At 63.1% G+C, this 20,644-nt stretch carries 18 protein-coding genes, 1 pseudogene and 1 riboswitch; of the genes and pseudogenes, 6 read left to right on the top strand and 13 right to left on the bottom strand.

Annotated features, from left to right (window positions below; genetic code table 11):
• Positions 1–58: 58 nt before the first annotated feature.
• From IHV84_RS03070 to phbB, 3 genes are all read left to right on the top strand, one after another.
• On the top strand, positions 59–1,759 hold the full coding sequence (locus IHV84_RS03070; protein ID WP_066782761.1) for an alpha/beta hydrolase: 1,701 nt from the start codon (positions 59–61) through the stop codon (positions 1,757–1,759).
• Between the two features lie 91 nt (positions 1,760–1,850).
• Positions 1,851–3,029, top strand: coding sequence for an acetyl-CoA C-acetyltransferase (locus IHV84_RS03065; RefSeq protein WP_044402866.1), 1,179 nt, complete (start codon positions 1,851–1,853; stop codon positions 3,027–3,029).
• 199 nt (positions 3,030–3,228) lie between these two features.
• Positions 3,229–3,966 (top strand): acetoacetyl-CoA reductase, encoded by a 738-nt coding sequence (gene phbB / locus IHV84_RS03060; RefSeq protein WP_044394578.1) that lies wholly within the window; start codon positions 3,229–3,231, stop codon positions 3,964–3,966.
• A 207-nt stretch (positions 3,967–4,173) separates the two neighbouring features.
• Here the strand turns inward: phbB and IHV84_RS03055 are convergent, their stop codons facing one another.
• The 6 genes from IHV84_RS03055 to IHV84_RS03030 all read right to left on the bottom strand — a co-directional run bounded on the left by IHV84_RS03055 (position 4,174) and on the right by IHV84_RS03030 (position 10,338).
• Complete coding sequence (locus tag IHV84_RS03055; RefSeq protein WP_015014216.1) at positions 4,174–4,332, bottom strand: DUF3309 family protein; 159 nt, start codon at positions 4,330–4,332, stop codon at positions 4,174–4,176.
• A 213-nt stretch (positions 4,333–4,545) separates the two neighbouring features.
• Positions 4,546–5,820, bottom strand: coding sequence for an acyl-CoA dehydrogenase family protein (locus IHV84_RS03050; RefSeq protein WP_066782766.1), 1,275 nt, complete (start codon positions 5,818–5,820; stop codon positions 4,546–4,548).
• 45 nt (positions 5,821–5,865) lie between these two features.
• Positions 5,866–6,951 carry a phosphotransferase gene (locus IHV84_RS03045; protein ID WP_142080703.1) on the bottom strand — a complete coding sequence of 362 codons (1,086 nt, stop codon included), beginning with the start codon at positions 6,949–6,951 and terminating at the stop codon, positions 5,866–5,868.
• 156 nt (positions 6,952–7,107) lie between these two features.
• On the bottom strand, positions 7,108–7,827 hold the full coding sequence (locus IHV84_RS03040) for a Crp/Fnr family transcriptional regulator (protein ID WP_044394583.1): 720 nt from the start codon (positions 7,825–7,827) through the stop codon (positions 7,108–7,110).
• Positions 7,828–8,030: 203 nt separating this feature from the next.
• Positions 8,031–8,810: an oxepin-CoA hydrolase, alternative type gene (locus IHV84_RS03035; protein ID WP_198845749.1), complete on the bottom strand. Its 780-nt coding sequence runs from the start codon at positions 8,808–8,810 to the stop codon at positions 8,031–8,033.
• Positions 8,811–8,814: 4 nt separating this feature from the next.
• Complete coding sequence (locus IHV84_RS03030) at positions 8,815–10,338, bottom strand: 3-hydroxyacyl-CoA dehydrogenase (protein ID WP_198845748.1); 1,524 nt, start codon at positions 10,336–10,338, stop codon at positions 8,815–8,817.
• A gap of 163 nt (positions 10,339–10,501) precedes the next feature.
• Here IHV84_RS03030 and IHV84_RS03025 point away from each other — a divergent pair, with 163 nt between their 5' ends.
• The gene (locus tag IHV84_RS03025; protein WP_370541168.1) at positions 10,502–12,598 is read left to right on the top strand and encodes a hypothetical protein; all 2,097 of its coding nucleotides are present in this window, start codon (positions 10,502–10,504) and stop codon (positions 12,596–12,598) included.
• 101 nt (positions 12,599–12,699) lie between these two features.
• On the opposite strand, the gene IHV84_RS03020 is transcribed toward IHV84_RS03025, so the two are convergent.
• From IHV84_RS03020 to thiO, 4 genes are read right to left on the bottom strand one after another with little or no spacing between them, the layout of a single operon-like run.
• Entirely contained in the window at positions 12,700–13,605 is a 906-nt protein-coding gene (locus tag IHV84_RS03020) for a thiamine phosphate synthase (protein ID WP_198845747.1), read from the bottom strand.
• Complete coding sequence (locus tag IHV84_RS03015; protein ID WP_198845746.1) at positions 13,598–14,410, bottom strand: thiazole synthase; 813 nt, start codon at positions 14,408–14,410, stop codon at positions 13,598–13,600. The genes IHV84_RS03020 and IHV84_RS03015 overlap by 8 nt, the downstream gene beginning before the upstream one ends.
• A 14-nt stretch (positions 14,411–14,424) precedes the next feature.
• A complete protein-coding gene (gene thiS, locus IHV84_RS03010) occupies positions 14,425–14,622 on the bottom strand; it encodes a sulfur carrier protein ThiS (RefSeq protein ID WP_044394592.1) in 198 nt (65 codons plus the stop codon).
• Entirely contained in the window at positions 14,619–15,749 is a 1,131-nt protein-coding gene (thiO, locus tag IHV84_RS03005; protein ID WP_198845745.1) for a glycine oxidase ThiO, read from the bottom strand. The genes thiS and thiO overlap by 4 nt, the downstream gene beginning before the upstream one ends.
• Positions 15,750–15,807: 58 nt before the next feature.
• Positions 15,808–15,941, bottom strand: a riboswitch (TPP riboswitch).
• A gap of 68 nt (positions 15,942–16,009) precedes the next feature.
• Here thiO and thiD point away from each other — a divergent pair.
• On the top strand, positions 16,010–16,912 hold the full coding sequence (gene thiD, locus IHV84_RS03000; protein ID WP_198845744.1) for a bifunctional hydroxymethylpyrimidine kinase/phosphomethylpyrimidine kinase: 903 nt from the start codon (positions 16,010–16,012) through the stop codon (positions 16,910–16,912).
• Between the two features lie 58 nt (positions 16,913–16,970).
• Here thiD and IHV84_RS02995 read toward each other — a convergent pair whose 3' ends face one another.
• The 3 genes from IHV84_RS02995 to IHV84_RS20280 all read right to left on the bottom strand — a co-directional run bounded on the left by IHV84_RS02995 (position 16,971) and on the right by IHV84_RS20280 (position 19,820).
• Complete coding sequence (locus IHV84_RS02995) at positions 16,971–18,272, bottom strand: cytosine permease (RefSeq protein WP_198845743.1); 1,302 nt, start codon at positions 18,270–18,272, stop codon at positions 16,971–16,973.
• A 253-nt stretch (positions 18,273–18,525) separates the two neighbouring features.
• Positions 18,526–19,434: a pseudouridine synthase gene (locus IHV84_RS02990; RefSeq protein ID WP_198845772.1), complete on the bottom strand. Its 909-nt coding sequence runs from the start codon at positions 19,432–19,434 to the stop codon at positions 18,526–18,528.
• Between the two features lie 218 nt (positions 19,435–19,652).
• Positions 19,653–19,820, bottom strand: a complete 168-nt coding sequence (locus tag IHV84_RS20280; protein WP_233099666.1) for a hypothetical protein — start codon at positions 19,818–19,820, stop codon at positions 19,653–19,655.
• Here IHV84_RS20280 and IHV84_RS20275 point away from each other — a divergent pair.
• Positions 19,741–20,643: pseudogene (locus IHV84_RS20275) on the top strand (Cache 3/Cache 2 fusion domain-containing protein); the annotation flags it as partial. The gene IHV84_RS20280 and the pseudogene IHV84_RS20275 overlap by 80 nt on opposite strands.
• Between the last annotated feature and the right edge of the window lies 1 nt (position 20,644).

The following is a 20,644-nucleotide window of genomic DNA, read 5'->3' as shown; positions in this document are numbered from 1 at the left end:
CAGAGCGGGTGAAAACGCCTGCAGCCCGCCCGACGGACCACTCTTTGAGGAACGCAGCATGAATTCTGAAGCACTCTGGGCCCAAGGTGCCCAGCAATTCCAACAGATATTTGGAGACAGCTGGGCCAAAGCGCTGCAATCCTTCCAGAACCTGGACCTGGGTGGCCCCCCGGGCAAGGTGCCTGCGGTGCAGTTGTCTCCCGCCAAGCTGCAGGCCCTGCAAGAGCAGTACCTCAAGGAGGCGCAGGCGCTGTGGTCACAAAGCCTGCAAGGTACGCCCGAGGTGAAAGACCGCCGTTTCAGCGGCGACGGCTGGGCTTCGAACCCCGTGGCTGCTTTTTCAGCGGCCGCCTACCTGCTCAACGCCCGCACGCTGATGGGCCTGGCCGATGCCGTAGAGGGCGACGAAAAAACCCGTGCCCGCATCCGCTTTGGCGTGGAGCAGTGGATGGCCGCCATGGCCCCGAGCAACTTTCTGGCCTTCAACGCCGAGGCGCAGAAAAAAGCCATCGAGACCAAGGGTGAGAGCATTGCCAAGGGTATGCAAAACCTGCTGCACGACATTCGCCAGGGCCATGTGTCGATGACGGACGAGAGCCTGTTCGAGGTGGGCCGCAACGTGGCCACCACCGAGGGTGCCGTGGTGTATGAAAACGAGCTGTTCCAGTTGCTCGAATACAAGCCCCTCACCACCAAGGTGTACGAACGGCCCTTTTTGCTGGTGCCGCCTTGCATCAACAAGTTCTACATCCTTGATTTGCAGCCTGACAACTCCTTCATCCGCTACGCTGTGGAGCAGGGGCACCGCACCTTTGTGGTGAGCTGGCGCAATCCCCACGAAGACTTGGCCCACAAAACCTGGGACGACTATGTGGAAGACGGCGCCATGGCGGCCATTGACGTGGTGCAGAGCATCACCGGGGCTGACCAAATCAATGCGCTGGGCTTTTGCGTGGGCGGAACCATCCTGAGCAACGCCCTGGCGGTGATGGCTGCGCGCGGGCAAGAGCCCGTGGCCAGCGCCACCTTCCTCACCACGCTCATCGACTTTGCCGACACCGGCATTCTGGACGTGTTCATTGACGAGGCGTTCGTGCAGTTCCGTGAGTTGCAAATGGGCAAGGGCGGGCTGATGAAGGGGCAAGACCTGGCCTCGACCTTCAGCTTCCTGCGCCCCAATGATCTGGTGTGGAACTATGTGGTGGGCAACTACCTCAAGGGCGAAACACCGCCCCCGTTCGACCTGCTGTACTGGAACAGCGACAGCACCAATCTGCCCGGCCCCTTCTACGCCTGGTATCTGCGCAACTTCTATCTTGAAAACAACCTGGTGCAGCCGGGCAAGCTCACCGTCTGTGGCGAGAAGCTGGACTTGGGGCAGCTCACCCTGCCCGTGTACATCTACGGCTCGCGCGAAGACCACATCGTGCCCATCAACGCCGCGTACGCGTCCACCCAGGTGCTGCCTGGAAAAAAGCGGTTTGTCATGGGGGCCTCGGGCCACATCGCCGGTGTCATCAACCCCCCCGCCAAGAACAAACGTAGCCACTGGATTCGCGCCGACGGCAAGCTGCCCGCCACCCTCGAGCAATGGCTTGAAGGGGCCACAGAACATGCGGGCAGCTGGTGGACCGACTGGTCCCACTGGTTGAAGGCCCACGCTGGCAAACAGATTGCTGCCCCCAAGACCTATGGCAAGGGCGCCAAGTTCAAGGCCATTGAGCCAGCTCCTGGCAGCTACGTTAAGCAAAAGTCCTGACTTGCAGGACTGCGAGAATGTTTAGGTTCGCCCTTCAAAGCGCATGGTGATGCGCCGCCGGGCAAAAGAGATTCACACTGAAAGGACTTTCATGGAAGACATCGTTATCGTTTCGGCCGCCCGCACGGCGGTGGGCAAGTTTGGCGGTTCGCTGGCCAAGACTCCGGCAACCGAGCTGGGCGCCGTGGTGATCCGTGAAGCCATCGCGCGCGCGGGTCTGGCGTCTGACCAGATCGGTGAAGTCATCATGGGCCAGGTGCTGGCTGCTGGCGTAGGCCAGAACCCAGCCCGCCAAGCCATGATGAAGGCTGGTGTGGCGAAGGAAACACCTGCCTTGACCATCAATGCCGTGTGTGGCTCCGGCCTCAAGGCCGTGATGCTGGCTGCCCAGGCCGTGGCCTGGGGTGACAGCGAAATCGTGGTGGCGGGTGGGCAGGAAAACATGAGCCTCTCGCCCCACGTACTCAACGGCTCGCGTGACGGCCAGCGCATGGGCGACTGGAAGATGGTGGACACCATGATCGTGGACGGCCTGTGGGACGTCTACAACCAGTACCACATGGGCATCACGGCCGAGAACGTCGCCAAGCAATACGGCATTACCCGTGACATGCAAGACGCGCTGGCCCTGGCCAGCCAGCAAAAAGCTGCAGCCGCCCAGGATGCGGGCAAGTTTGTGGACGAAATCGTGGGTGTGAGCATTCCCCAGAAAAAAGGCGACCCGGTTGTCTTCAACGTGGACGAGTACCTCAACCGCAAGACCAGTGCCGAAGCCCTGGCGGGCCTGCGCCCCGCGTTTGACAAGGCCGGCAGCGTAACGGCCGGCAATGCCTCGGGCATCAATGACGGCGCCGCTGCCGTGGTGGTGATGAGCGCCAAGAAGGCCGCAGCGCTGGGCCTCAAGCCCCTGGCGCGCATTGCGGCCTTTGGCACCAGCGGCCTGGACCCCGCCACGATGGGCATGGGCCCCGTGCCTGCTTCCCGCAAGGCTCTGCAACGCGCTGGCTGGAACGCCGCCGATGTGGACTTGTTCGAGTTGAACGAAGCGTTTGCGGCACAAGCCTGCGCAGTGAACAAAGAGTTGGCCATTGATCCCGCCAAGGTCAACGTCAACGGTGGCGCCATTGCGATTGGCCACCCCATTGGTGCGTCGGGCTGCCGCATCTTGGTGACCCTGCTGCACGAAATGCAGCGCCGTGATGCCAAGAAGGGCTTGGCTGCCTTGTGCATTGGCGGCGGCATGGGCGTTTCGCTGGCGCTTGAGCGCTGAGCCCACTGCTTTTTTTGATCCCCTGCAAGGCCGCGCGGATGCGCGGCCTTTTTCATGCCCGTTGCACCCGTGCGACGGTCTGCATGTTTCGTTACTTTTTTTGGAAAAGACCGCACGCCCCAGTGTTTACCTGCACAGCCAGCTCACAAATTTTCGGTAGAGTGGTGCGAGGCAGATTACTTACACAAGGAGAAATAGCATGAGCCAAAAAGTAGCGTATGTAACCGGTGGCATGGGTGGCATTGGTACCGCTATCTGCCAGCGTTTGCACAAAGATGGTTTCAAGGTCATCGCCGGCTGTGGCCCCACGCGTGACCACGCCAAGTGGCTGGCAGAACAAAAAGCCCTGGGCTTCACCTTTTACGCATCGGTGGGCAACGTGGGCGACTGGGATTCGACCGTCGAGGCATTCACCCAGGCCAAGGCTGAGCATGGCACCATTGATGTGCTGGTGAACAACGCCGGTATCACCCGCGACCGCATGTTCCTGAAGATGTCCCGCGAAGACTGGGACGCTGTGATCGAAACCAATCTGAACAGCATGTTCAATGTGACCAAGCAAGTGGTTGCCGACATGGTGGAAAAGGGCTGGGGCCGCATCATCAACATCAGCAGCGTGAACGGCGAAAAAGGCCAGGCGGGCCAGACCAACTACTCTGCTGCCAAGGCTGGCATGCACGGTTTCTCCATGGCTTTGGCGCAAGAGCTGGCCACCAAAGGCGTGACCGTCAACACCGTGAGCCCCGGCTACATCGGCACCGACATGGTCAAGGCCATCCGCCCTGACGTGCTGGAAAAGATCGTGGCCACCGTTCCCGTCAAACGCCTGGGCGAGCCCAGAGAGATCGCTTCCATCATTGCGTGGCTGGCGTCGGACGAAGGTGGCTACGCTACTGGCGCAGACTTCTCTGTGAACGGTGGCTTGCACATGGGTTGACCGCCGTACTGGCGCTGGAGACCTGCCTGTCCAGGTGTGAGCCTTCATCGCCAATGTGCGGATTGCGCGGAAATTCTTTTCCGAGCAACTCCTCAAAGCAAAAAGGGAGCGTGCTTGGCAGGCTCCCTTTTTGTTTCAGCCTGGGTTGTGGGTTGATTACACAAGAACCAGGTGGCTTGTAGCAGTTTGCGCAACTTCAATAGACCGTCATATCCTGCCCATGAGCAGCAAGATGACCAGTATCAGCACCACCAGACCGATCCCCCCGCTGGGGCCGTACCCCCAAGAGCGGCTGTGACCCCATGTGGGCAGAGCGCCAATCAGGATCAAGATCAGGACGATTAGGAGAATCAGGGAAAGGGACATAGCACTTCCTCGGTGTGTTGAGATGAAGTGCATTGTGGGGGGGGCCAGTCAATGCCCCGTGCAGGTAGCGAACCTGCTGCGGGGTCAGGGATTTCCCACAGATACCGAGCGACTATCCGCCCCTAGCCCCTGTGCCTGCCAACCAAATTTGGAGACCCCAGGGAAGTGCAAATCATGCACTTCCCTGCGTATCGCTCGTGGGCAGCCTATGCCTTAGGCGCCGCGTGTGATGGGCACGCCCGCGTCGCGGCCGTAGCTGCCGTACTTGCCCAGCTCCCACTTGGCAATGGCGTTGCGGTGCACTTCGTCCGGGCCGTCTGCAAAGCGCAGGGTGCGCGCACCGGCGTAGGCGTAGGCCAGGGGGAAGTCGTCGCACATGCCGCCGCCGCCGTGGGCCTGCATGGCCCAGTCGATCACCTGGCAGGCCATGCTGGGTGCCACCACCTTGATCATGGCGATCTCGGTCTTGGCCACCTTATTGCCTGCCACGTCCATCAGCCAGGCGGCCTTCAGGGTCAGCAGGCGGGCCATGTCGATCTTGCAGCGGGCTTCGGCAATGCGCTCTTGCGTCACGGTTTGCTGGGCCACCGTCTTGCCAAAGGCTACGCGGCTGCTGGCGCGCTTGCACATCAGCTCCAGCGCGCGCTCGGCCAAGCCAATGAGGCGCATGCAGTGGTGGATGCGCCCGGGGCCCAAGCGCCCTTGGGCGATCTCGAAGCCACGGCCTTCGCCCAGCAGGATGTTGGAGACGGGCACACGCACGTTTTCAAACGTCATCTCCACGTGGCCGTGGGGTGCGTCGTCGTAGCCAAACACGTTGAGCGGGCGAATGATCTTGATGCCGGGGGTGTCAGCGGGCACCAGCACCATGCTTTGCTGCGAGTGCTTGGGCGCCTCGGGGTCGCTCTTGCCCATGGTGATGAACACAGCGCAACGTGGGTCGGCCGCGCCCGAAATCCACCACTTGCGGCCGTTGATGACGTATTCGTCTCCCTGGCGTTCAATACGGGTTTCAATGTTGGTGGCGTCGCTTGATGCCACGGCCGGTTCAGTCATGGCGAAGGCAGAGCGAATCTTGCCTTCGAGCAATGGCTTGAGCCAGCGGGCCTTGTTCTCTTCACTGCCGTAACGGGCAATGGTTTCCATGTTGCCGGTGTCGGGTGCCGAGCAGTTGAACACTTCGCTGGCCCATGGCACGCGGCCCATGATTTCTGCCAGGGGCGCATATTCCTGGTTGGTGAGGCCTGCGCCGGTGTAGCCTGAGGCGGCGGCGCTGTCCACCGGCAAAAACAAATTCCACAGGCCTGCGGCTTGGGCCTTGGGCTTGAGGTTTTCGATGGTGTTCAGTGCACTCCAGCGTTTTCCTGCAGCCGTGTTGGCCTGCAGCTCGGCCGTGTAGTCGGCTTCGGCTGGGTAGATGTGCTCGTCCATGAACTGGAGCAGTTTGGCCTGCAGTTCTTTGGTTTTGGGGGAGTAGTCAAAGTCCATGGGGTTCTCCGTGAAAAATTGGTCGTGTGGTTCTGTGGGGCAGGGTTAGCCGCGCTGGGCAAAAGACCAGGCCAGTTGCGCCATGGGGCGGGCCGTTTCGCCCGAGGCCTTGGCCTGCGCGCTGGAGGCGGTGCCTGCCTCCACCCGCTTGGCAATGCCCTGCAAGATGGCCGCGATGCGGAACATGTTGTAGGCCATGTAGAAGTTCCAGTCAGCCCGCAGTGCTTCGGGCGTGGCAATGCCTGTGCGCTCGCAGTAGCTGCGGATGTAGCTGTCTTCGTCCGGAATGCCCAGTGCGGCCAGGTCTTGCCCTGCAATGCCGCGCCCCAGTGCCGCCGGGATGTGCCAGCTCATGCAGTGGTAGCTGAAGTCAGCCAGGGGGTGGCCCAGGGTGGACAGCTCCCAGTCCAGCACGGCAATCACGCGGGGCTCGGTGGGGTGGAACATGAGGTTGTCCAGCCGGAAGTCGCCATGCACGATGGAGACTTGGCTCTCATCCCTGGCGCTGGCAGGCATGTGCGCGGGCAGCCATTCCATCAGCCGGTCCATCTCTTCAATGGGCTGGGTGATGGAGGCGACGTACTGCTTGCTCCAGCGTCCAATTTGGCGGTCGAAGTAGTTGCCCGGCTTGCCGTAGTTGGCCAGGCCCCGGTCAGCAAACTTCACGGTGTGCAGCGCGGCAATCACGCGGTTCATCTCGTCGTAGATGGCGCCGCGCTCGGTCGGCGTCATCCCGGGCAAGGATTGGTCCCACAGCACGCGGCCTTGCATGCACTCCATCACGTAGAAGGCGCGGCCGATCACCGATTCGTCTTCGCACAGCACATGCATGCGGGGCACAGGCACATCGGTGCCTTGCAGACCGCTCATCACGGCGAATTCGCGCTCGATGGCGTGGGCCGAAGGCAGCAGCTTGGCCACTGGGCCGGGCTTGGCACGCATCACGTAGCTGGCGCTGGGCGTGATGAGCTTGTAGGTGGGGTTGGACTGCCCGCCTTTGAACATCTCGACGGTCAGGGGCCCTTCAAAGCCTGGCATGTGGCGACCGAGCCAGCTGGTGAGCGCGGCAACATCGAAGGCGTGTTGTTCGGACACAGGGCGTGTGCCCACGAAGTGGTCAAAGTTGCTCATGTGAGGTTGGGTGTGTAGACGCGGCAAGGCTTTGCGGACGTGCAGCGCGCCGCATGCGGTGAGATGGGAGGGGCGAGCCTGCCGCTGCAGGTGCGGCAGGTGTGGGGTGCGCAGGGTTTGCGCACGGAGAACACGACGGGGACTGGTAGTGAACCTTCAGATGTCTGCTTCGGCAATGCGCATCAGAGCTTCGCGGTTGCGCACCACCAGGCCACCCGGCTCGATGCGAATCGCATCCTCGCGTTCCATGGCTTTGAGTTCCTGGTTCACCCGCTGGCGCGATGCCCCCAGCAATTGCGCTAGCTCTTCCTGGGCCAGTTGCAGGCCAATGCGCATCTCGCTGCCGTCCGACAAACTGGGAATGCCATAGCTGCGCACCAAGTGCACGAGCTGCTTGGCCAAGCGCGCCCGCAGGGGCAGGGTGTTGAGGTCTTCCACCAGCCCATAAAGCTGCCGAATGCGGCGTGCATGCAGGCGCAGCATGGCTTCGTAGAACTCGGTGTGCGCGGCCAGAATTTTCTTGAAGTCTGCCTTGGCCACGCAAAGAATGGTGGTGTCGCCGTGCGCGTAGGCATCGTGCGTGCGCCGGTCTCCGTCGAAGATGGCTACGTCCCCAAACCAGATGCCCGGCTCCACATAGGTCAGCGTGATCTGCTTGCCCGAGATGGAGGTGGAGCTGACCCGCACCGCGCCGCGCGCGCAGGCAATCCACTCCTCGGGCGGATCGCCCCGGGCGGCTATGAGGCCGCCGTCCTTGAAGCGTTTGACGTATGCACATCGGAGGATGTCGTGTCGCAATGACGGAGAAAGGGATGAGAACCAGCGACCGGAATTGATCGCTTCACGTTCTTCGATGGTAAGAATCGGGTCGTCCATGGTCTGTCTTTTGGGTGACTGGAAACAGCTTCATTGTCGCGTGAGGGACCGGGCTATTCGCTCAGTGTTGTCACCTGTGTGTCTGTGTCTTGGGCGCTTAGCCTGCGACGTACAGACGAAAAAAATGCCCTGGGCCGAGAGGGGCGCAGGGCACAGGCCTTCACCAGCCTTGGCAGGCTGGTGAAGGCGGCTGGTGAAGGCGTTCACTCGTAGCGCGGCGCGCGCTTTTCCAGAAACGCTGCAATTCCTTCCCCCGCGTTCGGGTGGTGCAGGTTTTTGACGAAGTGATCGCGTTCACTGTTGAGGTGCTGGCTCAGCGTTTGGTGGGCGGCATCGCTCAGCAGCTCCTTGATGCTGGCCAAAGCGTTGGGAGCACGTTGGTTCAGGCGATCTGCCAGTTGCAGCGCTGTGCCCAGAGCATCGCCTGGGTTGCTCAGGCGGTTGACCAGGCCCAGTGCATGCAGCCGCTCGGCGGTGATCTTGTCGCCACACATCAACAGCTCGGTGGCCAGAGGACGTGGAAGGGTGCGTGCCAGGCTCCAACTGGCGCCTCCGTCGGGCGACAGGGCCACGTTGCTGTAGGCCATCAAAAACACCGCATCGCGTGCCGCCACCACCATGTCGCAGGCCAGGGCCAGCGAAAAGCCCGCGCCAGCCGCAGCGCCTTCCACCGCCGCAATGATGGGCTTGGGGTAGGTGCGGATGGTCTCAATCCATTGGTGCAGGCCTTCAATGCTCTGGGCTTGCACTTCGGGGGGCTGCTGGCGGTTGGCCTGCAGGCGCTGCAGGTTGCCACCCGAGCAGAACATGCCGCCCGCGCCTGTGATAACCACGCTGCGCACATCGGGGCTGCGCTCGGCCACGTTGAGCGCTTCGATGCACGCCGCGCCCATGGAGGGCTCCATCGCATTGCGCAGACCGGGGTTGCTCAGGGTCAGTACCAGCGTCTGACCTTCACTGGTGCTCAGCAGTTGGGCGGGCATGGATTCAGCTTTCTTCGACGTGGGTCAGGCTCAGGCCGATGGCGCCCCGCCGGCGCAGCCAGGGGCTGGGGCGGTAACGGGTGTCGCCGTACACGGTCTGCATGTTGAACAGCACTTCCAGGATATTGGTGGGACCCCAGCGGTCACCCATGGCCAAAGGCCCCAGCGGGTAGCCCAGGCCCAGGGTGACGGCGGTTTCCAGGTCCTTGGGTGAGCAAATGCCTTGCTGGCAGATGTCTGCCGCGATGTTGACGATGGTGGCCACCACGCGCTGGGTGACAAAGCCGCCGCTGTCACGGATCACGCTGACGGGCTTGCCATCACGGGCAAACAGGGCGTGCGCGGCGTTGCGAATGTCCACGCGCGTGGCCGGGTTGGTGGCCAGCACGCGCCGCTTGGTGGCGGCTTCTTCCACCAGCATGTCGATGCCAATGGTGCGGGCCGGGTCCAGCCGTTCGACCACTGCCACGGTGGTCACATCAAACCCCAGGGGGGCGACCAAGGTGATGGCAGTGGGTGAGGGCGATGCACCGGTCTCGATGGTGGCGCCCAGGTCCTTGAGCAACTGGTACAGCTCCATGCGTCGCGACGCTCGGGGCGAGACCCACACGGGCGGTATGTCTTGCACCACCGGCACAGGCGGCTCTGCGGGCACCTGGGCCACACCGTTTTCGTAGCGGTAGAAGCCATCTCCCACTTTCTTGCCAAGTACCCCGCCTGCCAGCCGTTGTGCCGTGATGACGCTGGGGCGAAAGCGCGGCTCTTCGTAAGACTGGTGGTAAATGGATTCCATCACGGGGTGCGACACGTCCAGTGCCGTCAGGTCCATCAACTCGAAGGGCCCGAGCTTGAAACCTACCTGGTCGCACAGGATGCGGTCGATGGTGGCGAAGTCGGCCACGCCCTCGCTGACGATGCGCAGTGCCTCGGTGCCAAAACCACGCCCGGCGTGGTTGACGATGAAGCCCGGCGTGTCTTGCGCCTGTACGGGGGTATGCCCCATTTCGCGGGCGTAGGCTGTGAGGGCCTGGCACAGGGCTGGATCGGTCTTGAGGCCTGCCACCACTTCTACCACCTTCATCAGCGGCACGGGGTTGAAGAAATGGAAACCGGCCAGTCGTTCGGGTTGTTGCAGCGCGGCTGCAATGGCCGTCACAGACAGGGAAGAAGTGTTGGTTGCCCACACCACGTTGGCTGGCAGGGTGCGCTCCAACTCTGCGAAGAGTGCTTGCTTGACCTCAAGACGCTCCACCACCGCCTCAATCACCAGTTGGCAAGGCCCGAGATCAGCCAAAGTGTTGGCAATTTGCAACTGGTGACTCCAGGCCTGGACTTGCTCTTCTGTCACGCGGCCTTTGGCGGCGAGTTTGGCCCATTGCTGCTGGATGGCTTGTCTGGCTTTGTCTGCTGCGCCGGGCTTGGAATCAAGCAACCAGACGTGACTGCCCGCTTGTGTCGCAATCTGCGCTATGCCTTGGCCCATGGCCCCCGCGCCCACCACGGCGATGCTGGAAAAATGAATTTTCATAGCGCGATTATGGCTGCGGCCCTGCGTTGCCACTTATGTGCAAGATTCCAACGAGCCAAGAACAAAATTAATTGTGAAACTCCGTAACAACATCCTCGGAGCCGGTCTGTGGGCTATCGCAGCCGGTGCTTCAGCGCTTTCCCTTGGGGCAAGCAGGGGAGCTGTGGTCCTGGGTAGTTCGCTCGACCTCACTTTTGATGTGCAGCCAGATACTGGCTCGGACGTGGCTTCTTCTTGTGTTGCTGCTACGGTGAAGTCGGGCGATGCGCAATTGAGCGAATCGAAGGTCTTCGTCACGCCCTTGCCAGAAACCAGCGGACGTACCGGCGTTCGTGTGCAAGCTTCTGTTGCGATCGACGAGCCCATCGTCCAGGTCACCCTGACAGCGGGCTGCGCGGGCCGGGTGGCCCGTACCTACATTTTCTTTGCAGACCCTCCGCAGACGGCACCGCGCAGCGTTGCAGTTCCTGGGCCGCAAGCGACGGTGACCACTCCATCGCGCATCGCAGCACCGACAGCGGTGGATGTGCCCGTCTCAAATTCCGCCCCACAGGGTAGCAGCGCCACCGTTCCGCGCCCTGCGCCCACCAAGGCGGCATCTGCGCCCGCTGTGGCGCGCAAAGAAGCGCGTGTTTCCCCGCGTCCATCGGTAGTCAAGCAGGCTGCGCCCCGGGAGCCTGCGCGCTCTCGGCTGGTGATGGAGCCTTTGGATGCCTGGCTTGAAATGCCGCTGGCCCTGCGTACCACGCCGGAACTGCCACAAGCCCCCGCATCAGAAACTTCACCCCAGCGGGAGCAAGCGGCTGCGTTGTGGCGTGCCTTGAATCAGGATCCCCAGACATTGGCGCAGCAGGAAGCAGCCCTGCGCAAGCTGGAAACCGAATTGACCCAGTTTCGCGCCAGCGCGAGCCGCAACCAGGCCGCGACCGCTGAGTTGCAAAGGCAGGTGCAGGAGATGGAGGCTGATCGCCTTCCCTCGTGGATGGTCTACGGCTTGGGTGGCGCGCTGGCCGTGGCCCTGGGCTTGTGCGGATGGTTGTGGCGCCGCTCTGGCCGCGCGGCATCCAAGTCCGAACGTTCATGGCGTGAGGCCGTGGCGGTCAGCAGTCGAAGGGCTGACGAGCCAAGTGTGGTCGATCTGGAAACTGTGGAAGAGGTGGTTGCACCGCCTACAGACCGCTGGGGTCGTCCCCTGACCCCCGCTGCGACCCCGCCCGTGGCTGCGCCCATGCCTGCGGTGCAGGCGGTAGCGGCAGAAAATGCGGCCGAGCCCGGTGAAGTCTCGCTGGAGGACGCTGGTTTTGAACCGGCCCCCACGGCTGCACCAGCAGCGCAGGCACCACTGCACCACATCATCAATCCAGAAGAGCTGTTCGATATTCAGCAGCAGGTAGAGTTTTTCGTGTCCGTGGGCGAGCACGACCAGGCCGTCGAGGTGTTGCGCCAGCACATCGCCCAGCATGAGGAAACCTCACTGGTGACGTACCTGGATTTGCTGCGCCTGTACCGTACCTTGAGCCGTGCTGCAGATTTCAACGCCCTGCGCCAGCAGTTCATGCGCCATTTCAATGCGCATGTGCCGGAGTTCTCGGCGTTTGACCGCCCGGGCAAGCCGCTGGACCAGTACCTGGAAGCCCTGGCTGAAATCGAGGCCGAGTGGAGCTCTCCCAACGTGCTCCATGTGCTGGAGAAGCATATGTTCTACCGGCCCGGTGACACGCGCAAGGCGCCCTTTGATCTGGCTGCCTTTGATGACCTGCTGCTACTGTTGGCGATTGCGCAGACGACGCCATCGAGTGCGCGGGGCGCACCACCTCCGCGCAAACGTACCACGCCGCATCCACAGACTTTTGAGGCCGCAGCCGCGCATGCCTTGAGTTCGCTGACACCGCTGGACCACACGCCAGACTTCCCTCTGGACTCGCTGGCAGCGGCTCTGGAGTTTGGCTTTGAGCCGCCCGCACCGCGTGCGGGAGCTGCGGTGGACGAGAACAAGCTGACATCTCAGGAGCCCAAGCCGGTAGCGCAGCCTCCTGCATCAGCTTCTGCTGTTGGTTCGGCAGGTACAAAGTACCAATCTTCCGTCACGCTGGACATTGATTTGTCTGAGCCCGTTCCCATCACCATCAGTGATTTGCCGGCTGTTCTGGTAACGCCGCCTCCCGCCCCTGGCACACCGATTGGGTTCGGGTCTTCCAACGATCTGATGGAGTTGAGCTTGGAGCTGGAGCCGCTCAAGCCCACTGATAAGAAGCCCTGAGCGGGTTGTTGGAGGGGTTGCGCAACCCAGCTTTCCGATGCCGCAGCAGCAGCCTTGCGGTGACGCAGGCGGAAATATCAACAACCCCGCCCGCAGGTCACTCAACCTCGCATTGCCGCCATCAGGCTCGCTGCAGCTTCTTCAGGCTGGTCGGCATTGACCAAGGCGCGCACTACCGCGATGGAGCCGACCCCGGTGGCCAATACCTCGGCAAATTGTTCTTGCCCTATCCCGCCGATGGCAACTTGGGGGTAGCTCTTCATGAGCTTGGCATAAGCCGCCAGCCGCCCCAGCCCTTGCGGTGCCGTCGCCATTTTTTTCAGCGTCGTAGGGAACACAGCGCCCATGGCGATGTAGCTGGGGCCCACTGCATCGGCGCGCACCATCTCGGCATACCCATGGGTGCTGACGCCCAGCCGCAGGCCTGAATCGCGCAGGGTCTGCAGTTCTTCGGGAGTGAGTGCGTCCAGGTCTTCCTGCCCCAGGTGCACACCGTAGGCCCTGGCGGCAATGGCTTCCCGCCAGTGGTCGTTGATGAACAGCAGGGCGGGGGTGCCCGCCACTGCAGCCACGGCTTTGCGCACTTCCTGGGCAATCGCTACAGCGTCATCCGACTTGTAGCGCAGCTGTACCGTGGGCACGCCCGCATGTGCCATGCGGCCCACCCAGTCGGCATTGGGCAACACGGCATACAAGCCGAGTGCCTGGGGGCAGGTGACAAAGGCACTGGTCCGTGGTGTAGTTTGCAAGCCATAGTCGCGTGGGTCACTGGGCCAGAGTGCTGCGTCGAACTGACCGGTGCGCGTGGATTGAGCAAGCCAGGCACGGGCAAGGCACTCTGCGTCGTGGGCGATGAAGCCTAGCTGGCTGCAGGCGTGCAAAGCGGCCAGGTACACAGGATCGTTACCTGTGGGCTCTGGGGGCTGCAGCGGTTCAAACCCCGCAAACTTTGCTGCGTGCAAGCTCTGGATGGATTGGGCCATGGCGGCCGTGGTGGCATCAAGCATGTTGGTCGTGGTGCCAGAAGGGCGTGCCCAGCACTGGGGTGCTGGGCTGGGCGGAGTCTTGTGCGGTCATCGCGCCTGCACGGTAGGCGGCCCGGCCAGCCTGCACGGCATCGGCAAAGGCGCCGGCCATGGCCACGGGGTCTTGCGCCAGGGCCACGGCCGTGTTCAGCAGCACGCCGTCGTAGCCCCATTCCATGACCTGGCAAGCGTGCGAGGGCAGGCCCAGGCCTGCATCCACCAGCAGTGGCACGCTCAGCCGCTCACGCAAGGTTTGCAGCGCGTAGGGGTTCACTGGGCCGCGACCGGTGCCAATGGGTGCAGCCCAGGGCATGACGGCCTGGCAGCCGACATCGACCAGGCGTTGGCACAGCACCAGGTCTTCGGTGCAATAGGGCAGCACCTGAAAGCCTTCTTTGATGAGGTGCTCGGCCGTGCTCACCAGGTTCAGCGTGTCGGGCTGCAGGGTGTAGTCGTCGCCGATCAGTTCCAGCTTGATCCACGGGGTGTTGAACACCTCGCGGGCCATCTGGGCGGTGGTGATGGCTTCCTGGGCGCTGTGGCAGCCCGCGGTATTGGGAAGCACGGGCACATTGAGCTTGCGCAGCAGCTCCCAGAAGCTGGCGCCACTTTCGGCTGGGTTGCTGCCCTGGCGGCGCAGCGAGGCGGTGACCATGGCGGGCTGGGCGCGTTCGACGGCGGCCTCAAGCACAGCAGGCGAGGGGTACCGGGAGGTGCCCAGCAGCAGGCGGCTGGCGAAGGTGTGGCCGTAAAGGACCAGCGAATCTGGATGGGTATGAGCGGTCATGGGTTGTTGGGGCGTCAGCCGCCCGTCACAGGGGAGATGATTTCTACGCGGTCGCCCGGCTGCAAAGCGTGTGCTGCGTAGCGCGTGTTGGGCACAAAGCTGGTGTTGACAGCGACAGCGAAGGGCGGCCGGGCCTGGATGGCGGCCACGGCATCGGTCACGGTGGCGCCTTCCGGCAGTTCGTAAGGATGGTTGTTGATGAAAATCTTCATGCCAATGCGCTGGCTGCCTGAACGGCGGGGGCCGGTTGCCCCAGCAGTTCAAGCCGCAGATCAAATCGTTTTGAAAGCTGCGATTGTCCTGTGTTCAGAATTTCCAGGGTGACGTCCAGCATTGCCGGAGAAATCATGAAGCCGTGCCGGTACATGCCATTGACCTCCAGCACGCGCGGCTGGGGCTGGCGAATGGCGGGCAGGTTGTCGGGCAGGGTGGGGCGGCACTGGGTGCGAATTTCGAGAATGCGCGCCTCGGCAAAGCCAGGGTGCACGGCATACGCTGCGCTCAGCAGCTCCAGCGTCGATCGCACGCTGGCGGGCGACAGGTCGTCGGACTCGATCTCGGTGGCGCCAATCACAAACACATGGTCTTGCTTGGGCGCCAGGTAGATGGGGTAGCGGGGGTGCACCAGGCGGGTAGGGCGTTGCAGGGTGACATCGGGTGCGTACAGGCGCACCACCTCGCCTCGCACACCGCGCAGGTCTTTCCAGTCCTGGCGAGCGCCCAGGCCTCGGCAGTCCAGCACCCAGTCGGGTTGCCCTGGCGTGCCCGGTGCAAAGGCCTCGGGCGTGCGGGGCGCATTCCAGTGCATCTGCACACCCAGCCGTGTCATTTCGGCGAGCAGGCTGTTCAGCAACTGGCGGTTGTCCAGCTGGCCTTCGCCGGGCAGATACAGGCCGTGGTTGAAGCGCTCTGCCAGCGTGGGCTCTGCTTGCGCCAGAGCAGCGCTGTCCAGCTTTTGCAGTGGCGGCAGTTCCGGGGTGGTTTGCTGGTTGGCTTCCAGCACGCGCGTAAAGCGTTGGGCCTCCGCGGCATCTTGGCGGTGCCAGACGATCAAGGTGCCCGCCTGCTGAAAGAATACTGGCTCGGTCAGCGACGCAATCAACTGCTGCCAGCGCGGCAGCGCGTAGTGGCCCATGCGCACCACGCCCGGCTCGGTGATGGCGGATTCGGCCAGCGGTGCCAGCATGGCCGCAGCAACGTTGGCTGCCGATTGCTCTGCCTGGGGGCTGCCTGCGTCGTAAATCTCAACCCGGTGGCCCTGGCGTGCCAGCTCTACGGCGAGCAGGCGGCCCATGAGGCCGGCGCCCAGAATTGCAAAGGATGAAGGGGAAAGTGACATAGGGGTCCGTCTGGCGTCCGTCTGTAGAAAGGCAACAGTGGACAAAACGGAGGGCGCAGCGCCGTTGGTGGAAACTCCCCACGCCAGCATGACCTGGATCGGGTAGCGGGGCGCAATGCAGCGTGGCTGCGGGCCCCAGGGTATTTCTCAGTCGCACACCGTTGAAGCGGCGGGACACCCCTGTTTCGTCCGGAAAAAACAATTACAGCACATCCCCTTTTGGCGCGGCTTGACCTGGCGCATAGGCCATAATTTTTGCCATGACTTCCTCTTCTACAGGGCCCCACGCGGGCCGTCCACACGCACGCGTGTTGCCCAGTGACGCGCGCGTGTCATCCCGTTACGCACGCGTGTTGTCGATTGCCGGCTCAGACAGCGGCGGCGGCGCAGGCATCCAGGCCGATCTCAAAACCTTCAGCGCCCTGGGCTGCTACGGCATGACGGCCATCACCGCCGTCACCGCGCAAAACACCTGCGGCGTCACGGGCATCCACGGCGTGCCGCCCGACATGCTCAAGGCCCAGATCGACGCTGTGGTGCAAGACATTGGCGTGGATGCGGTCAAGATCGGCATGCTGCATTCGCCCGACGTGGTGCGTGTGGTGGCCGATGCCATTCGTGCCTACCAGTTGCCCCATGTGGTGCTGGACCCGGTGATGGTGGCCACCAGTGGCGACCGACTGATTGCGCAGGAGACTGTGGGCGTGCTGGTGAGTGAGCTGTTCCCTTTGGCCGAGGTGATCACGCCTAACCTGGACGAAGCGGGCTGGCTGCTGGGCCGCAGCCTGCAAGACGCCGATGCCCTGGAAGCCGCCGCGCAAGACCTGCGTGCCATGGGCGCGCAGGCGGTGCTGCTCAAGGGCGGGCACTTGTCCGGCGATTGGGTGGTGGATGTGCTGTCGATGCCCGGTGCACCGCGGGGGCACAAACTACAGTCGCAGCGCATTGCCACGCACAACGGGCATGGCACGGGGTGCACGCTGTCGTCGGCCATTGCGGCCCACCTGGCGCTGGGGCTGCCGCTGCAGCAGGCGGTGGAGCAAGCCCGCAGCTACATCCTGGGCGCAATTGCCGCCGGGGCCGATGTGACCACGGGGCGCGGCCATGGGCCGCTGAACCACGGCTACGCACCCATCGCGCAGCGGGTGTTTGAGAATTCTTAATCATTTTGGCCGCGAGCGCTTATCAATAAAGCGCTGACAGCTCATATTTTGATAGCAATCAGCGCGCCTTGGGCCGGGTGGCCCAGGCCAGCGCAAAGCTGAACGCCAGTGCTGGCAAGGCCGATCCAGCGCCCGGCAACACCTTGGGTGCCAGGTGGTACACCGCAATGCCCGCCAGCCACAGGGCGACGGGCAAGGCGTTCACCACCCGGGCCTGTGCCAGCAGCGTGGGGGCATGGGTGCCAAAGGCCAGGCGGCCCAGGATCACGCCGAAGAGCGGCACGAACACCGAGCTGAGCAGCAGCAGGAAGGGCTCCAGGCTGTGCATGGGCAGCACCAGGGCCAGGCCCGTGCACAGGGCGGCCACTGCCAGCCCCCAGCGGCGAATGCTCCAGCGCGGCAGCAGGCTGTGGGCCGACACTGCGCCAGAATACGCATCGCCATAGGCGTTGTCCACCTCGTCGATCAGGATCAGCGACAGCGCAATCAGCCCGCCCTGCGCCAGCAGCAGCGCCTGCACCAGGTCGGTGGAAGGCAACGTCAACGCCACCAGCACGCCCAGGCTGTAGCACCACATGTTGGCCAGCGCATAGCCCAGCCAGGTGCCGCGCAGCGCAGAGCCGCCGCTCTTGCCGTGGCGGGCGTAGTCGGCCACCAGCGGCAGCCAGGAAATGGGCATGGCAATCACCAGGTCGAGCGCGGGCAGCACGCCCATGCCGCCAGCGCCTTGCCGGTTCCACAGCGCGCTCAGGCCCTGGGCCTGCGCCAGAGATACAAACTGCCAGCTTAGCCACAGCAGCGACAGCACCACCAGGGGCAGAGCCACGCGGGCGATCAGCTTGCGCACCAGTTGCACCATCGACCCGCTGATGAGCAGCATCACCACGCCGCCCCACAGCAGCGTGGCCAGTACGGGCCACTGGGCCCCTTGCAGGCCGCCAGATTGCTGCCCAATGGCCACGGTGGCATCGCGCATCACCACCAGCTCAAACGTGCCCCAGCCCACCAGTTGGACGATGTTCAGCACGATGGGCAGGCTGGCAAAGCCCCGGCCATACACCGCATGCATCAGCCCCGCGCTGGCCAGGCCGCTGTCGCAGCCCAGCTTGGCCACCCAGCCCAGCAGCCCGGCGCCCAGCAACGAGCCCGCCACAATTGCCCACAAGGCCTCCTGGGTGCCCAGCGCAGGCATCAGGTAGGCGCCGACCTGCATCACCAGCAGGCCCACGCCCAGGCTGAACCACAGCGAGGCGTGGTCGTGCCACTGGAAGACGCGGCGCTCGGCAGGCACGGGCACCAGGGCCTCGTTGACTGCCGATGGTTGGGCTGCCGATGGGGCAGGGTTGTGGGGTGACGTCATGCAAAAGCTCCGCAGCGGTCTGTTCAATCAGATAACAACAGCGCAAGGCGGCAACGCCCGCCCTGGCGCTGCCCGGTGCGGGCATGGCTGCGGCGTAACGGCTTCCCTGCGCGAGGATGATCTCGGGCCCCGGTCTTGGTGACAGGGGCGCAATCAGGTTCAAAGGGACTCTCTCAGCCTGCGGCTTGCGCTGCAGACACCCCTAGCAGGCATTGGCGGCCGGAGGCCATCCAATGCGGGTTGGATTGTAGGTCTATGTCGCTGCAGACTTGGGCGGGGTTTCCACCACGGGCCACTGCAGGCGCAGTCGGCTTTCAAAGTGGCGTTCCTGCCCGGTCAGCGGATCGGTAAAGCGCAGCGACCGGGCCAGCAACTGCAAAGGGCGCGAATAGTCGCCTTCGGGCGGGTCGTTCACCTCGGGGTAGAACGGGTCGTTGCGCAGCGGCAGGCCCAGCGCGGCCATGTGCACGCGCAACTGGTGGCGCTTGCCGCTGATGGGCTCCAGTCGGTACAGCGCCCAGAGGCCTTGCACGGCCTGCACGACCATGTGCGTGTGGCTGTTGGGCTCGCCGGGCACCTCTTGCATGCGAAAGAACTGGGGCGATTCCTCCATGCGGCTGCGGTGTTCCCGCGGAAACGCGATGTCGGCATTCCAGGGCGCCACGGCATCGTAGGCCTTGGCCATGCTGCGCTCTCTGAACAAGGCCTGGTAAGCGCCCCGCGTGCGCGGCTGAACCGAGAACAACACCAGCCCCGCCGTATCGCGGTCGATGCGGTGCAGGGGCGATAGATCCGGCAGACCCAGTTGCCGCTTCAGCCGCACCAACAGCGACTGCTGCACATAGCGCCCCGTGGGCGTGACGGGCATGAAATGCGGCTTGTCAGCCACCAGCAGGTGCTCGTCCTGGTACAGCACCTCGTGTTCAAAGGGCAGTTCAGGCTCGCCCGGCAGATGGCGGTAATAGAAGAGGCGCACGCTGCCTTTGACCACCTGCTCGGGGCGCGCAGGCTGGCCCTGCGCATCCACCACATCACCCGCCAGCATGCGCGCCAGCCATTCATCGCGGCCCACCACAGGCAGGTGGGCGGCCAGCCTGTCGAGCAATGGGGCGGCATGGTGCGCGGGCAGCACCACGCAACTGGGGCTCACGCCATCGCGCATGGGCAGGGGAGTTTCGGTGGGGCGAGGGGGGCTCAAAGCGTCAAGGGTGCCTGGGAGGGGGCGAGCAGGAAAGCCCAAAAAGCATAGCACCGGGATTCATCCGCTGCCTGAGTGCAGAGGACTGAACACTGGTTGTTAATCATTGTGAATTGTCGGGTTACTACCAATTGTTTTTCTTGTAAAAAATATAATCAAACAATCTTTTGAGCACGATCAAGTCATTTTCTTGAATCATCGTGTAGGTATTTATTGAAATTGATGGATTTGGTAATAAATTTGATAAAAACATATTCATCAAGGATGGCCATGTTTACCGTATCCCAGCGCTCCGTCGCTTTCAAACTTTCCTTGGCGGCGTTGGTGAGCCTGTTGTTGGTCTTGCTCACCACCATGACCCTGGTGAGTCTGTTTATCTGGCGGGACTTTGGTGCGGTATCGCGCGACGATGCCCACCAATATGCGACCCAGATGCGCACCCTGGTGCAGAGCTTTGATGAAACCGCCCAAGAGCAGGCCAAGCGGGACTTTGTGCTGTTCAAGTCGCGCTTTTCGGGTGACTTCAGTGTGCAAGAGCAGCCCGGTGCGGACGGCAAGCCCGAAGCCGTGCTGAATTTTCAGGGGGTGCCCCTGAACGGCAACTTCGAGGGGGTGGATCGCTTCACCAAAGACAGTGCGGGCGCCATTGCCACCATTTTTGCGCGCACGGGTGGTGACTTCATCCGCGTGACCACATACCTCAAAAAGCAGGATGGCGAGCGCGCCTACAAATCCTTGCTGGACCGCAACCACCCCGCCTATTCGCTGATGCAGGAGGGCAAGACGTACATCGGCCGCGCCAGCCTGTTTGGCAAGGAATACATGACGGTGTAAGAGCCCATTCGCGAGGGCAACCGCACGATTGGCATTCTGTTCATCGGCACCGACATGGGCGCGATCCTGGGCAAGCTGGCCCAGGTCATGGGCTCGCAAAAGCTGTTTGAAACCGGCGCGGTGTATGCGGTGAACGTGTCCACCGGCCCTGCGCGGGGGCGCACATCGGGCCTGGCCAGTGCCCTGGTGGTGGATGAAAAAACCGAAGACGGCAAAGCCTGGCTGGCCAAGCTGACCGAGAAAGACCAGACCGGTGAGTTGGAAGTGGCCTGGTCGCCCCGCCTGGGCGCTGGCGCGCAGCAGCGCCAGTTTGTGGCCACCCAACGCTACAAGCCCTGGA

It is taken from the genome of Acidovorax sp. IB03, from assembly GCF_016406015.1.
In the GTDB taxonomy this organism is placed as follows: Bacteria; Pseudomonadota; Gammaproteobacteria; order Burkholderiales; family Burkholderiaceae_C; genus Acidovorax; species Acidovorax temperans.
Note: the sequence above shows the minus strand (reverse complement) of the source record. Positions and strands in the feature narration are given on the sequence as shown.